This is a genomic window from Acinetobacter sp. CAU_H_60, assembly GCF_058599385.1.
Map to the genome: position 1 here is coordinate 2,651,757 of NZ_CM178653.1, position 14,368 is coordinate 2,666,124.

Here is a 14,368-nt window from a genome sequence, read left to right on the forward strand (position 1 = left end):
AAAAAAGAATTCAACCTAGTAGTCTGGTCGGATTTGAGCTGAAGCAAATTGCTCTAAAACATTAGGTTGAATGTTGTTACAGATGGTGAGCATCCAGAAAAACACCTTAATTTTTAGGCCATTTTATGCTTTGATGTAAGCAGTCTTTTTATTTCCCTATGAGGGTTCTGATGCAGCATCCTACCTCTGCAGATATTCAACGCGTTCGCGATTTTCTCCTCGACCTGCAAGCCCGGATTTGTGCCGCGCTGGAACAGCAGGAACGTGCCGGTGGCGGCACAGCCGAATTCATGATTGATGACTGGGAACGTCCTGAAGGTGGCGGTGGCCGTTCACGCGTGCTGCAAAATGGTACGGTGATTGAAAAAGGCGGTGTGATGTTCTCTCACATCAATATTTCCAAACTGCCCGCTTCTGCCACTGAACGTCATCCAAATATTGCCGGAGCCAAAGCTCAAGCCATGGGTGTATCTTTAGTCATCCATCCTAAAAATCCGAATGTTCCAACGTCACATGCCAATGTACGTTTATTTGTGGCGGAAAAAGAAGGTCAGGATCCGATCTGGTGGTTTGGTGGCGGTTTTGACCTTACCCCTTTCTATCCAAATGATGAAGATGTGCTTTCATGGCACCAGACGGCGCATGATCTGTGTGCGCCTTTTGGCGAAGAGGTTTATCCGGAACATAAAAGATGGTGTGATGATTATTTCTATCTAAAACATCGTGATGAGCAGCGTGGTGTCGGTGGCCTATTCTTTGATGACTTGAATCAATGGGATTTTGAAACCTGTTTTCAGTATATGCAGGCTGTAGGCAATGGCTATTTAGAGGCCATTTTGCCAATTTTCCAGCGTAACCAAGACAAGCCTTATACTGAAGCACAACGTGATTTCCAGCTGTATCGTCGTGGCCGTTATGTGGAATACAATCTGGTATATGACCGTGGCACACTGTTTGGCCTGCAGACGGGTGGCCGGATTGAATCAATTCTGGTGAGCCTGCCACCTCTTACCGGTTGGTTATATCGCCCGGAATGGGCTGAAGGATCAGCAGAAAAACGCTTGACCGATTATTACCTTAAACCGCATGACTGGTTAACAGAATTAAAAACAAAATAAAGCAATCAAAATATTTAAATACAAATTGCCCTCAGATGGAGGGCTTTTTTAATGGATAAATCCTCTATACTGCAACTCAGAAAGATATTTCAGGATCTACTCCTTAATCTTGACTCTGATAAAGATAAATTCTGCTAGGTAAAAATAACAATGTTTAAGCTTCACCTTAATCCTGCTACGTTGGCCTTTTGGCTATTTCTGGCGCTGGGTATTAGTGCGATTAGTACCGCTGTTATCAGTCATAACCTGATTCTAGATGTAGTTGCCATTTTTGTGAGTGTCCTCACGATTGCCGGAACCTTATTTAGTATGGCCTTGCTTTTTGTCGAACATATTATTGAGATTTGTAGTTCTTAAACCTTTAATCTTTAGCCTGCTTTTCACTACTGACAGGCTTTAGCCCTCCTGCATTTTCACGTATATTAATGGCCATTTCTGCACATGGATATGGTGAAATGAGCAAGCAATTTGCCGTTATTGGCAACCCCATCGAACAATCACGCTCTCCTGAACTGCATCAGGCTTTCGCTACCAAAACCGGGGTCGATTTGACCTATACCAAACGCCTTGCTCCACTGGATGGTTTCACAACCAATATCCAGGAATTTTTTGCTCAGGGCGGTATTGGCATGAATGTGACTGTGCCCTTCAAAGAACAGGCCTTTGCCCAATGCCAAGTCCTCACCGAACGCGCCAAAATCGCCAAAGCCGTGAATACCCTATGGATGAAAGATGGCATTCTGCATGGCGATAATACTGACGGACAAGGCTTAGTCGAGGCTATTCGTGCTCTTGACTGGACTCTGGAAAATACTGATATCCTGATTATTGGTGCTGGCGGTGCGACCCGTGGCGTTATCTATCCATTGGTACAAGCCGGTGTGAAGAAGATTGTCATTGCTAACCGTACTTTGTCACGTGCAGAACAACTGGTTGCCGATCTAAAAGACGCTGTGCCTCAAGCGGAGTTACAAGCCATTGCCTTAACTGAGTTGGCCGGTAAGTTTGATATCGTAATTAATGCGACTTCTGCCAGTCTTAGCGGTGATGCGCTGGTACTACCTGAAGCTCTACAGTTTAAACATGCCTATGAAATGGCCTATGGCAAACCGTCCACGTTCCTGGATCAAGCCAAAGCCCGTGGCATCCCTTCCTCTGAAGGTTTCGGCATGCTAGTCGGTCAGGCCATTGAATCTTTTTATATCTGGAACGGAGTAAAACCTGAGTTGAAAGATTTTCTTTAATTCTGAATATTTTTGAGATGAACGGGTTAGCCATTAATCCGTTCGCTCTTTTCCTTTCATTAAAAATAATAAAATTAAATTGGATTTAATGACATGATTTATCCAATGATTAGACCCTAACATTCGTGTACAATTCATACAAAAATACCCCTAGACAATCTCCCTAAATGTTGATTAAAGTCCAGACAGATAAGCATTTTTCAATATAAGTGCCTTATTTAAAGATGGAGAGTTCCTTTATTTAATCTTTAAACTTGTCTGATCTTCTCGATTCGCTTTTCTGACATTTTTATTTGTTGTCTTTATCAATGTTTTTTTATCCCCAATGTGAATAATCATAGAATCGATACAGATAATCCAAAACTATTTTAATCAGGATTAAACGCATGCCAGCATATAAAGCTCCTTTACGTGATATTCGCTTCTTAATGAATGAAGTGCTTGATTACCCTGCACATTACCAAAAACTGTCAAATGGCGAATATGCCGATGCAGATACGGTAGACATGATCCTAGAAGGTGCGGCAGATTTCTGTGAAAATGTACTTTCTCCGCTGAACCAGACCGGCGATGCAGAAGGCTGTCATTTTGAAAATGGCGAAGTACGTACACCGAAAGGCTTCAAGGAAGCTTATGATCAGTTCGTACAAGGTGGCTGGCAAGGTCTGTCTTATCCTGAGGAATTTGGCGGTCAAAACCTGCCGATGTCTTTAAACCTGATCAAATCAGAAATGATGGGTACAGCGAACTGGTCTTTCCAGATGTATCCAGGTTTGAGCGTGGGCTGTATCAATACCATTATCCAGTATGGTACTGATGAACAGAAAAATACCTATTTACCGCATCTGGTTGCAGGTACCTGGTCAGGTACGATGTGTCTGACTGAGCCACAATGTGGTACTGACCTGGGTCAGGTAAAAACTAAAGCTGAACCACAAGCTGATGGTACTTATGCCATTTCAGGCACTAAAATCTTCATTTCTGCGGGTGAACACGATTTAACTGAAAACATCGTACACATCGTTTTGGCACGTCTTCCAGATGCGCCACAAGGCACCAAAGGCATTTCTTTATTCATCGTACCGAAATTCATTGCTACTGAAGATGGTGGTATCGGTGAACGCAATGCGGTGAACTGTGGTTCGATTGAACACAAGATGGGGATCCGTGCCTCTGCAACCGCTGTACTGAACTTTGACAATGCAGTAGGTTATTTAATTGGCGAGCCAAACAAAGGCTTGCATGCCATGTTTACCTTCATGAATACCGCGCGTATTGGTACCGCAATCCAAGGTATCTGTCATGCAGAATTATCGTTCCAGGGTGCATTGCCATATGCTAAAGAACGTATGTCGATGCGTGCCCTGTCTGGCAAAAAAGATCCAGAAAAAGTAGCGGATGCGATCATTCACCATGCCGATGTGCGCCGTATGCTATTGACCCAGAAAGCGATTGCTGAAGGTGGTCGTGCCATGATCTATCATGCAGCACAAATTGCAGATAACATGAATGATGCCCTGCTGCGTGGTGATACTGCTGAATTTGAACAGCAGGATGATCACTTAGGTTTCTATACCCCTATTCTGAAAGGCTTCCTGACTGAAATGGGTTATGAAGCAGCGAACCACGGTATGCAAGTATTTGGTGGTCATGGTTACATCAAAGAATGGGGCATGGAGCAAATCGTTCGTGACTCACGTATCTCTACCCTGTACGAAGGAACGACTGGCGTTCAGGCGCTTGACCTGATTGGCCGTAAAGTCCTGCTGACCTCTAAAGGTAAAGTGATTCGTGATTACACCGCTGAAATTCTGAAATTCTGTGGTCAGCATGCACGCAATAAATACATGCGCCGTTTTGCCTGGGATCTGACCAAGCTATGTGCACAGTGGAACGCACTCACTGTACGTATCATGCTGGCAGCACGTAAAGACCGTGATATCGTATCCTCTGCTTCTGTGGACTTCTTGATGTTCTCGGGTTACGTCATGATGGCTTACTTCTGGGCACAACAAGCTGCGGTTGCTTCAGCAAAACTGGTTGCTGGTGATGGTGCAGAAGTTCCAGAGTTCTACAAAGCGAAGATCAAAACTGCGGATTTCTACTTTGAGCGTTTATTGCCACGTGCCCAAGGCCATGCGGAAGCAATGGTGAATCCATCAAAGACCATGACTTCACTGGCAGCAGAACATTTCAGCTTTGATTACTAAGTCAAAAGTTTAGGTTTTAGCTTTAAAAAGAGCGCTACGGCGCTCTTTTTCATGTGTCAACATGATGACTTGATACAAAGAAAAATCTGCTGCGTACACAAACTACACAAATTTATATCTATAATTTTCAGACGCCTATTAAATAATCCATATAATTTACTTGAATATCTATAAATACAGGGTATGATGGCGATAACTAGAAAAATTCTTGTTTTGGTTAGTCTTCTTTTAAGTATCGCAGTTTTAGTCATAAACCTTCGTTTTAAAGATCAATAAGCTCCATCCTTTTTATTTTTCAAAGTTACAGCTAGTCATCTGAAATTTTGACTATAAATCCATAAGATTCAATAGGTTATATTATGTCTAACACAGTTACCGGTACAGTAAAGTGGTTCAACGAAACTAAAGGTTTTGGCTTCATTCAACAAGACAATGGTCCAGACGTTTTCGCTCACTTCAGCGAAATCCAAGGTTCAGGTTTCAAAACTTTAGCTGAAGGCCAAAAGGTTTCTTTCAGCGTAGCTCAAGGCCAAAAAGGTCCTACAGCGACTAACATCACTGCAATCTAATATTGCGAAGATGAAAAAAAGCACTCATTAGAGTGCTTTTTTTGTACCTTAAATTGGCTAATTTTAGTTTCCAGATCAATTAATTAAATTTAAAAGATAATTAAATATTCGCTTTTCATTCATCATCTTGTCCCAAATCTCTTCATCTAATTTTAATCAGGTTAAAACATGAAGAAACTGAGAAGAATTTTGATGATTTTAAAATCAAAAATTGCCCATAAAAATATAGAAGTTTTAATTAAAATTATTATTTATTAGCTACTTAAATACAAATTTGACAGAAATCCTGAAATTTACAAAAGTCTTGTCTACAGCTCCATCTTCCCTACATCACTGACTCCTATGATGAACTCATTAAATAAATATGAGTATTATCATGAATAAATTAGTTTCTTCTTTAATGATTGGCTTGATCGCAACAACAGCTACCATGTCAGCAATGGCGGCTCCTGGACCGGATCATCGTCATCCAACGCCATCAGCGCATCATTTTGATAAGAAACCAATGCCGCATAAAGGTGGTTTCCATAAAGCACCTCCTAAAGCGCATTTTAACCAGCATGATCGTCATGATAAATTTGGCAAGAAAGACCATAAGGGTTTCTTCAACAAAAACCATCACAATGGCCCGCATCACAAGTTACCGCCTAAGTATCGTTAATCCGAATGGCTTAAATGCATAGTGGAGAGAGAAGAAAAAGCCCGATGTAACTCATCGGGCTTTTTTAAACTTGATTAATTATTTAGATAGATTAGGCAATTAAAGAAACTCTTCCAGCACAGAGTTTAAAAAGATGTGACCTTGCTCAGTACATGCCAGATGTTCTGTATCTTCTACCATCAGTTGACGTTGGCGCAGTGAAGTCAATAATTCACTCAGTGTATCCAAACTATAGCCTGTTCGTTCAAGATAAAGCTTTGCTTCCACGCCATCATTTAAACGTAAAGCATTCATCATAAATTCAAACGGCATATCTACCGCTTCGATGCGCTTAAACTGCAAATTTTCTGCTGGCACTTTGGCTAAATAGTCTTTAGGCAAACGGGTTTTCTGGAAACGGTAAACACCATCCGGTTGAGTCACTTTGCCATGTGCCCCTGCTCCAATGGCCAGATAATCACCAAATTGCCAGTAATTCAGATTATGTGCCGATGGCAATTCTTTACGCCAGGCAGAGACTTCATAATTGATAAAGCCATTGGCTTTTAAATAGGCCTCGCCCTGTTCCTGAATCTCTTCCAGTACTTCATCGACCGGTAAAATCGGCTGAGTACGGAAAAACACGGTATTCGGCTCAATGGTTAACTGATACCACGAAATATGCGTAGCGCCATTCTCGACTGCCAGTTTCAGGTCATTGAGTGCCTGCTCCAGTGTCTGTCCAGGCAAGCCATGCATCAAGTCTACATTAATTCGCTGAAATCCTGCGTCACGCGCCAAGCCAATCGCCGAGATCGCATCTTGATTGCTATGGATTCGGCCCAGCTTTTTCAGATGCTCGGTATTAAAACTTTGCACGCCTATCGAAAGACGATTAATACCAGCTGCTAAATATCCAGCGAATGGATCATGCTCCACTGTACCCGGATTGGCTTCCAGTGTGATTTCACAATTCTCTTCAAAAGGAATCAGTGCTTTCAGTTCGGTAAATAGCCATTGATAACCTGCAGCAGAGATCAGTGACGGCGTTCCCCCACCGATAAATACACTATGAATCGAACGGCCTTGGGCAAAATCAACCTGAGTTTTAAAGTCCTCTACCAGCGCATGCAGATATTCCCGCTCCAGGTCCAAAGACAGTTTTCCATCAGGTACGGCATGCGAGTTAAAGTCACAATACGGACATTTACGTACGCACCACGGCATATGGATATACAGGGATAAGGGAATAAGTGCAGGATTCAATTCAGCCAAAGAACTACTCAAAAACAACTACAAGATCTAGCGTAATTTTAACATGACTCGGCAACAACACTGCTAAAATTAAAATCGCCATCACCTAATGCCTAAAAATTTAAATAGAATTAGATAGTTAAAATTATGAAAATATCTTCCCAGCTCCTCATTTTACTGCCTTTGGTCTTTGCAATCGGGGGCTTGCTGACCTTACAGACGGCTATTAATACCCAATTAAAAGAATATTTATATTCTCCTATTCAAGCTGCATTTTTTTCCTTTTTGATTGGTACAATAGTGCTTGCCGGCATCGTGCTATTTCAGTCACATCCCAAACCAGGCTTACAGGAGCTGATGGCAGTTCCCTGGTATCTCTGGTTAGGTGGATTTTTGGGTGTTTATGCAATTAGCATGAGCATTTATGCTGCTCCCAAAATGGGCTTCCTGACACTGACTGGAATGATTATTTTTGGTCAGATGGTGATGTCCATGATCGTCGATCAGTTTGGTCTGCTGGGCAATGAAAAAATGCCGGTGAACTGGCAACGTCTTTTAGGTGGCGTGGTGATTTTTATTGGTGTGCTTCTCACTTTACAACGCTAAACCTTATCTCTAAGCACATGATCACTAATGAGTAATTTTTGTGTCGAATGTTTTGACAGCCACAACCTGTCGTTATGAATTAAAACAGCTGTTTCATCTGATGTTGCCCATTCTGGTCACACAATTCTCCCAAGCAGGTTTGGGCCTGATTGATACGATTATGGCCGGGCGTCTCTCACCGACTGATCTGGCAGCGATTGCGGTTGGTGTCGGCCTCTGGATTCCAGTCATGCTACTGTTTAGTGGCATTATGATTTCTACTACACCTTTGGTAGCGGAAGCGAAAGGCGCACGTACACCTGAAAAAATCGCCACAATTGCGCGGCAATCACTATGGGTTGCATTCATCCTGGGGATGATTGCGGGTCTGGTTTTACAAGTTTTGCCACTCACCTTACCTTTACTAGGTGTTCCAGAAAGTCTGCAACCTAAAGCTGGCCTGTTTTTGCATGCCATCGGCTTTGGTATGCCTGCTGTAACCATGTATGCGGCTTTACGTGGCTACTCTGAAGCCATTGGTTATCCACGTCCGGTCACTGCCATTAGCCTCATGGCGCTACTGCTTTTGGTTCCATTGAACTTCATTTTTATGTATGGAGTTGGTCCAATACCTGCGCTGGGCAGTGCAGGTTGTGGTTTTGCCACCGCAATTCTGCAGTGGCTCATGTTAATGAGTCTGGCACTGTATATTTTTAAAAATCGGGTTTATCAAAATAGTCAGCCATTTAGTCACTGGGAAAAGCTAAATGCGTATTGGCTGAAACGGATTTTAAAGCTGGGCTTTCCGATCGGACTGGCAATTTTCTTTGAAGTGAGTATTTTTAGTACCGCAGCGATTGTTCTGAGTCCATTAGGTGAAACCATTGTGGCCGCTCACCAGATTGCTATTTCCGTTACCTCGCAATTGTTCATGATTCCCATGTCTCTCGCCATTGCACTGACCATTCGGGTGGGAACTTATTATGGTGAACAGAACTGGGATGCCATGCGTAGAGTGCAAGGCTTAGGTCTGATGACTGCGACGATTCTGGCTCTGCTGATCATGTTGATGCTTTGGGTGTTCCGTAGTGAAATCGTAGCGCTCTATACCTCTGACCCGATGGTGACCCAGATCGCGCTTTATCTGGTGCTCTTTGCTGTGGCCTATCAGCTGATGGATGCCTGGCAGATCAGTGCTGCAGGCTGCTTACGCGGCATGCAGGATACCAAAGGTCCGATGTGGATCACCATGATTGCCTATTGGGTGATTGCCTTCCCGGTGGGGGTTTATTTGTCCCGTTTTGGAGATATGGGGGCGGCAGGCGTCTGGGTCGGTCTGATTGTCGGTCTGAGCGTGGCCTGTGTTTTATTGCTGGCACGACTTTATGGCAATAATAAACGTTTAAGCCAGCGTGCCTAATCCTCTTATTATTTAAAAAGATGCATTGAATTACTGATTTAATGCATCTTTTAATCCCTGTGGAATCTCCGACTCATCTGCGACTTCTTTAATCACCACTTGCCCCACAATCACATCTGTTCCATTAAAGGTCATGGTCGGTGCACCATAAAGTTCATAGCCTTCATTGAGTGCCTTGGTCACACGGGCACAAAAATTCACATCATCTTTGCCAGTAAAATATCGATAGACTTTCATTGAAATTTCTTGATCTTGAGATGCGATTATTTTAAGACTTTCATCATGGAAAGGCACTTAAAAATCATGCTTTGCTCTCTCCAGAATAATTAAATAATTGATTTAAAAACTGCCGTACATACGCCGAGTTGGTTTAAAAATTGCATAAATCAAATGAACAATATCAAGCAAATATGAATACTTTGAGAAGCTTTGCAACATAACATCTACAATTAAATATAGGCAATTTATAGTTTGTCACCTATGATCAGATACACCCATAAAAATGGTGATTTTGAGGAATCTCGCATGGCAAAAACGGCTCGAACGCCTGGTCGCCGCTTTATGAAATTGGCTGGAATGACCGCAAGTATTGCAAGTAAAACCCTATCCAATTCGATTAAAAATTTAACTGCGGATGAAGAGCAGAAAAATGCTGCACGCAGTAAATTATTTCAGGATATTGGAGTACAGATTGCTGATACCTTGGGGGAAATGAAAGGTGCGGTGATGAAAGTCGGCCAGATTGCCTCGCAATATAAAGATATTTTTCCGCCTGAAGTTGCTCGAGCCATTTCCAAATTGCAGCGTCAGGCTCCACCGATGCCATTTAAAGAGATTCAGTCACAGGTCGAAAAAGAATTAGGCAAATCTTTGCAGGACCTATTCCAGCAGTTTGATGAGCAGCCTTTTGCCGCAGCCTCGATCGGACAGGTGCATAAAGCGACGCTACCCGATGGCCAGCAGGTTGTGGTCAAGGTGCAATATCCGGGAGTGGAAGAAGCCTGTGAAAGTGACCTGAAACAGGTTCGTCTCGCCTTGCGTTTGATGGGTGTACTTAAAATTGACCGCAAGTTGCAGGATCAGCTATTTAAGGAAATCCAGCATAGTCTGGACAATGAACTCAATTATGAAATTGAGGCTCAGAATCTGGAAGTGGCGCGTGCCTTTCATGAATCGCTCGATCACCAAATTGTAATTCCGAAAGTATTTAGTGAGTATTCTTCCCGCCATATTCTGACCCTAAGCCTGGAACAGGGTGAAAGTATGGAAACGGCCAGCCAATGGCCGCTAGAAACCCGTAATGCCCTAGGCCGCCGATTATTCCGTGCGATTGGTCAGGAAATTTTCTATCTGAAACGTTTCCATTGTGATCCGCACCCAGGGAACTTTGCCTTCCGTGAAGATGGCTCGGTGATTATTTACGATTACGGCGGTGTTAAAACCCTTTCTACCGAGATCATTACTCATTTCAAGGAATTGATCCATGCAGCCCGTGATAAGGATATTTCGACCATTGAACAGCAACTGGATGCCCTGCATACCCTGACAGAAACCGGAAAATTCCCGGCCGATCTGTATGAACAATGGCTAGAAGTACTGATGCGTCCTTTAACTACCAATTATGATTTTGCTGAAAACTCAGCACATCATGATGGAATGGAATTGCTCAAACCTTCTCTGAAATATTGGGATGTATTCAAACCGTCGCCAGATACCCTGATGGTGAACCGTACTATTTCCGGACAATACTGGAACCTGATTCATTTGAAAGTACATGATGATTTGAGTGATGTATTTGAGGAAATTGTGCCAAGTCGCAGTTAGGTTGAAGTAATAAGCTTACAAGCTGTAACCCTACTTCACTTGAAACACCAAATGTTACATTATAACATTACTCTTAAATTACAAGAGGAATATTACGATGCGTCCAGACATTCATCCAGAATATCGAGAAGTTTTATTTCATGACACCAATGCTGATGCCTACTTCGTGATTGGCAGCACCATGACTTCTAGCCAGACCAAGGAATATGAAGGTAAAACCTATCCTTATGTCACCTTGGATATTTCAAGTGCTTCACATCCGTTTTATACTGGGGAGCAACGTCAAACCAGCAATGAAGGTCGCGTAGCGAGCTTTAACAAACGTTTTGCCCGTTTTAAACGTGGTTAAACTTAAAACCTCCGATTTCTCTCTCAATTTAAATCGTGGTTTATGTCAGGAAATTACCTCCAATTTCCTGACTTTTTATGCCTGCGCCAAAGCCAACTGGGTGAAATAAAAGCCCACACCCAGCATAAATACTCCGACAATCACACTAGAGATCACATAGCTCAAGGCGATTGTAACTGCACCCTGCTTAAGCAGCTGAAAAGTTTCTAGCCCAAAACTGGAAAAAGTCGTAAAGCCGCCCAAGATGCCTACCATCAAAAATAACCGTGCTTCAGTTTGCAGGAAACTGTATTTCTGGCTAAAGGCAAAGAAAATCCCGGCACACATACAGCCTATAATATTGATCCACCAGGTCGGCCACGGAAATAGCATCTGTGGCTTGGCAATCAACATTCCTGTTCCATAACGCAGTGTTGCCCCAATCGCGCCTCCCATTGCCACCAAAAGCCAGTTCATGTTTACTCCGTCTTTATTCGATCTTAAATCTTTCGTCAGCCACCATGTGGGACGAGAATAATGAATAACATCATGCACCTAAAATTGCAGAATGAACATGGATCTTTGCCAAAAAATTGGTATATTCGACGCCATTCAAATTGATTTAAGTCTAGAGGGAATCCACATGGCTCAGGAATTACTGGCTCAATTGGCTGCGGGCGAAGCTAAGTTTGCAGATGTGATTGCATATATCGATGCACGCTATACTCATACACCAACTGCATTCAAAAATGGTCAACAGGCCAATGCTGCCACTGAAAACCAAGGCAGTGCCAAAGTATTTTCATTTGCCAAATTGAATGGTCTGGATCAGGCACAAACCTTGAGCCTGTTTGCAGAACACTATGCGGCTGTACTGGCCACACCAGAAGCAACAGATCACCAGAATATCCGCCAGTTCATGCAAAATGGCTGGGATAGCATTGAGTTTGAAGGTGAAGCACTGGCTGCCAAATAAGTTATTCTGCCAAATAAAAAACCGCCTATTTCTGGCGGTTTTTTATATCAAACTAACAAAACAAGATGACATTCGTATTTAAGATTAAAATTATTTTTGGAGAAGTAGTTCAATTTAAAAATGAAAAACAATAAGGTTTAAAATAAATTAAATATCAAGAAAGTCAAACCACTCAGAAGCACTCCAAACGCCCTTTTCAGAAAGCTCTAAGTTTTCCAGTGTTAACCTTTACCTACTTTCTCAATCCACTTGATTGAGCTGACCCGAAACACCTCACAAGCACCATCACCGGTATCGGTTGGGGTTAAAGAAGATTTCCAGACAAGGTCTTTATCACGTACTTCCACCAGCTCACCTTGCAAACGCACCAGATCACCACGTTTCACCTGTTTAATCGCTTTGGCAATTTGTGGATTGGCAGGGATGATGTGCATATTGGATACCATCTGTTTGGCCTGTTCAATGGGCACTGGTACGCGATCCATTTTCCAGTTCAGGTAACGGTTATACTGATTGACTGTAATGTGCCGGGCAATTTCAGGTTGTGCAAACAACCCCCAACTCACCGCATAATCGATCGGAGAGAACTTAGCCTGCTCGTCGTCGGTATAAATTTTTGATCCCAGAATGCGGAAATCACCTTTAAACGGCTGCAAGACTGAAATAGATTGGTCTTTGGCCATCGGTGGCAGCCCTTTGGCAACATTATGGTCTACAGAAGTGTGACCATAAAGCGGCAGAAAAAGACTGGCCGCCAAAGCATAGTATCGAAGATGTTTGAACATAATTCTGTCTTTATTCCATCAAATTTTTTTCAAGAATATCTTGTTTGATAGTACGATTTTTTTAATGAATAAATAGTTGAAATTAGTAACAAGTTGATCAATTTTGGTGAGTGGAGGGCTTTAGCTAACCCTGTTATTTTCAGTTAATCTAAGCCTGTCTAAGAATCATTTGAATGCGACCATGCTGTATAAATTCTATCAACAACATATTTTTCCGCATCTGCTGAATCAGGTCATGCAGACCCCATCCCTGATGAATTTACGCCGTGAATTATTGTTGCCTATTACAGGTGAAGTCCTAGAAATTGGCTTCGGTACAGGATTGAATCTGCCTTTTTATCAGGCCGTCGATAGAGTCTATGCGCTGGAACCTAACCTGGACATTTTTAAACTGGCTGAGCAGCGCATCAGTCAAAGCCCTTTTGCAGTCGAACAGATTCAGGCCCGTGCAGAAGCTCTGCCTTTCGCAGAAAATAGTCTGGAAAATATCGTATCAACCTGGACCTTATGCAGTATTCCGGATCTGCACCAAAGTCTGCATGAAATTTACCGGGTTCTGAAGCCAGGCGGTCATTTTCATCTGGTTGAGCATGTATTAAACCGAGAGCATCTCAACATTCAGCGCTTGCAGCATTTACTCACCCCGATCCAGAAGAAAGTGGCAGATGGCTGTCATCTTAACCGGGATATTGAAACCGCTCTTTTAGAGGCTGGGTTTGAACTGGATGAAGTTCATTATATCGATGCAGAAGGTATTCCAAAGATTGGTCAGCGTATGCTGCTGGCACGAGCACATAAACCGCTTTAATCCAGCACTTTTAAATCAGTTATTCTAAACAGCCGGCATTGGGCTGATCTTGGATTGCCTATTCCAACCTGAAATTCTTGCTGGCTGGTCGCTGATTTGACCTGTACCCAGTCGCCTTGCAGCCAGATCCACTGATCTGCTTTTAAATGGCGAACCTTATTGGCAACAGCTTCGCTGGCGGCAATCACACTCAGGTTCAGCAAATGAGGTTGAATGTTCGCAGGATTGGCCTGTGCGTCTGTAGCGGTCATATTAAAACAACGCCTGTCCTGCTCAAGCTTGAATGGTTTAAATATAGCACTGGATACTTCCGTTGCGGCCAGTAACAGATCAATATTGCTGACATAGGCCAGATCATTAAAACTTCCCACCACCGGACTGGCTGGATGAATGGTACGGCGCTCAGGCCCATAATACTGTTTAGCCAGTATGCGATATTCAGCCTGATGCGGCTCAATCGATTCTACCTGAAAATTTTTGAGTACTCCGGCCTGCTCCAGATTCGGAATCGCCCGAAAGTATTCCGACCAGATCCATAGTCCAAGCGCAAACAGTGCTGCGGCAATAATCAGTTTATCCATAGTGTAGCGTTGAAGCTTGCTGTCCT

The 14,368-nt window shown here is 42.9% G+C and carries 17 protein-coding genes; 12 read left to right on the plus strand and 5 right to left on the minus strand.

Annotated elements, in window-relative coordinates; all coding sequences use genetic code 11:
* The first annotated feature begins 170 nt into the window (after positions 1 to 170).
* The 6 genes from hemF to AC4MBN_RS12635 all read left to right on the plus strand — a co-directional run bounded on the left by hemF (position 171) and on the right by AC4MBN_RS12635 (position 5,802).
* Positions 171 to 1,118, plus strand: a complete 948-nt coding sequence (hemF, locus tag AC4MBN_RS12610) for an oxygen-dependent coproporphyrinogen oxidase (protein ID WP_491880300.1) — start codon at positions 171 to 173, stop codon at positions 1,116 to 1,118.
* Positions 1,119 to 1,268: 150 nt separating this feature from the next.
* A complete protein-coding gene (locus tag AC4MBN_RS12615; RefSeq protein ID WP_005233693.1) occupies positions 1,269 to 1,475 on the plus strand; it encodes a hypothetical protein in 207 nt (68 codons plus the stop codon).
* 98 nt (positions 1,476 to 1,573) lie between these two features.
* The gene (gene aroE / locus AC4MBN_RS12620) at positions 1,574 to 2,362 is read left to right on the plus strand and encodes a shikimate dehydrogenase (protein WP_491880301.1); all 789 of its coding nucleotides are present in this window, start codon (positions 1,574 to 1,576) and stop codon (positions 2,360 to 2,362) included.
* A 386-nt stretch (positions 2,363 to 2,748) separates the two neighbouring features.
* The gene (locus AC4MBN_RS12625; RefSeq protein WP_166135889.1) at positions 2,749 to 4,572 is read left to right on the plus strand and encodes an acyl-CoA dehydrogenase C-terminal domain-containing protein; all 1,824 of its coding nucleotides are present in this window, start codon (positions 2,749 to 2,751) and stop codon (positions 4,570 to 4,572) included.
* Between the two features lie 359 nt (positions 4,573 to 4,931).
* Positions 4,932 to 5,141 carry a cold-shock protein gene (locus AC4MBN_RS12630; RefSeq protein WP_004786992.1) on the plus strand — a complete coding sequence of 70 codons (210 nt, stop codon included), beginning with the start codon at positions 4,932 to 4,934 and terminating at the stop codon, positions 5,139 to 5,141.
* 376 nt (positions 5,142 to 5,517) lie between these two features.
* Positions 5,518 to 5,802 (plus strand): hypothetical protein, encoded by a 285-nt coding sequence (locus AC4MBN_RS12635; RefSeq protein ID WP_419374503.1) that lies wholly within the window; start codon positions 5,518 to 5,520, stop codon positions 5,800 to 5,802.
* Between the two features lie 99 nt (positions 5,803 to 5,901).
* Here the strand turns inward: AC4MBN_RS12635 and hemW are convergent, their stop codons facing one another.
* Positions 5,902 to 7,056, minus strand: a complete 1,155-nt coding sequence (gene hemW / locus AC4MBN_RS12640) for a radical SAM family heme chaperone HemW (RefSeq protein ID WP_419374504.1) — start codon at positions 7,054 to 7,056, stop codon at positions 5,902 to 5,904.
* A gap of 126 nt (positions 7,057 to 7,182) precedes the next feature.
* Here hemW and AC4MBN_RS12645 point away from each other — a divergent pair, with 126 nt between their 5' ends.
* Both AC4MBN_RS12645 and AC4MBN_RS12650 read left to right on the plus strand, forming a co-directional pair.
* Positions 7,183 to 7,641 carry a DMT family transporter gene (locus AC4MBN_RS12645; RefSeq protein ID WP_491880302.1) on the plus strand — a complete coding sequence of 153 codons (459 nt, stop codon included), beginning with the start codon at positions 7,183 to 7,185 and terminating at the stop codon, positions 7,639 to 7,641.
* Positions 7,642 to 7,681: 40 nt separating this feature from the next.
* Positions 7,682 to 9,040: an MATE family efflux transporter gene (locus tag AC4MBN_RS12650; protein WP_491880303.1), complete on the plus strand. Its 1,359-nt coding sequence runs from the start codon at positions 7,682 to 7,684 to the stop codon at positions 9,038 to 9,040.
* A gap of 30 nt (positions 9,041 to 9,070) precedes the next feature.
* On the opposite strand, the gene AC4MBN_RS12655 is transcribed toward AC4MBN_RS12650, so the two are convergent.
* Positions 9,071 to 9,277, minus strand: coding sequence for a DUF1737 domain-containing protein (locus tag AC4MBN_RS12655; protein WP_034701512.1), 207 nt, complete (start codon positions 9,275 to 9,277; stop codon positions 9,071 to 9,073).
* A 288-nt stretch (positions 9,278 to 9,565) separates the two neighbouring features.
* Between AC4MBN_RS12655 and AC4MBN_RS12660 the strand changes: the two genes are divergently transcribed.
* The gene (locus AC4MBN_RS12660; RefSeq protein WP_004787005.1) at positions 9,566 to 10,864 is read left to right on the plus strand and encodes an ABC1 kinase family protein; all 1,299 of its coding nucleotides are present in this window, start codon (positions 9,566 to 9,568) and stop codon (positions 10,862 to 10,864) included.
* A gap of 97 nt (positions 10,865 to 10,961) precedes the next feature.
* The gene (locus AC4MBN_RS12665; RefSeq protein WP_004787006.1) at positions 10,962 to 11,213 is read left to right on the plus strand and encodes a type B 50S ribosomal protein L31; all 252 of its coding nucleotides are present in this window, start codon (positions 10,962 to 10,964) and stop codon (positions 11,211 to 11,213) included.
* Between the two features lie 75 nt (positions 11,214 to 11,288).
* Here the strand turns inward: AC4MBN_RS12665 and crcB are convergent, their stop codons facing one another.
* Positions 11,289 to 11,669 carry a fluoride efflux transporter CrcB gene (gene crcB / locus AC4MBN_RS12670; RefSeq protein ID WP_419364114.1) on the minus strand — a complete coding sequence of 127 codons (381 nt, stop codon included), beginning with the start codon at positions 11,667 to 11,669 and terminating at the stop codon, positions 11,289 to 11,291.
* A 166-nt stretch (positions 11,670 to 11,835) separates the two neighbouring features.
* Here crcB and AC4MBN_RS12675 point away from each other — a divergent pair, with 166 nt between their 5' ends.
* Complete coding sequence (locus AC4MBN_RS12675) at positions 11,836 to 12,168, plus strand: HopJ type III effector protein (protein ID WP_491880304.1); 333 nt, start codon at positions 11,836 to 11,838, stop codon at positions 12,166 to 12,168.
* 221 nt (positions 12,169 to 12,389) lie between these two features.
* Here the strand turns inward: AC4MBN_RS12675 and AC4MBN_RS12680 are convergent, their stop codons facing one another.
* Entirely contained in the window at positions 12,390 to 12,953 is a 564-nt protein-coding gene (locus tag AC4MBN_RS12680) for a hypothetical protein (protein WP_419364111.1), read from the minus strand.
* A 181-nt stretch (positions 12,954 to 13,134) separates the two neighbouring features.
* On the opposite strand from AC4MBN_RS12680, the gene AC4MBN_RS12685 reads away from it, so the two are divergent.
* Positions 13,135 to 13,761, plus strand: a complete 627-nt coding sequence (locus tag AC4MBN_RS12685; RefSeq protein ID WP_419374508.1) for a class I SAM-dependent methyltransferase — start codon at positions 13,135 to 13,137, stop codon at positions 13,759 to 13,761.
* Here AC4MBN_RS12685 and AC4MBN_RS12690 read toward each other — a convergent pair.
* Positions 13,758 to 14,342 (minus strand): hypothetical protein, encoded by a 585-nt coding sequence (locus AC4MBN_RS12690; RefSeq protein WP_491880305.1) that lies wholly within the window; start codon positions 14,340 to 14,342, stop codon positions 13,758 to 13,760. The two genes, AC4MBN_RS12685 and AC4MBN_RS12690, sit on opposite strands and share 4 nt — an antisense overlap.
* Positions 14,343 to 14,368 lie beyond the last annotated feature (26 nt).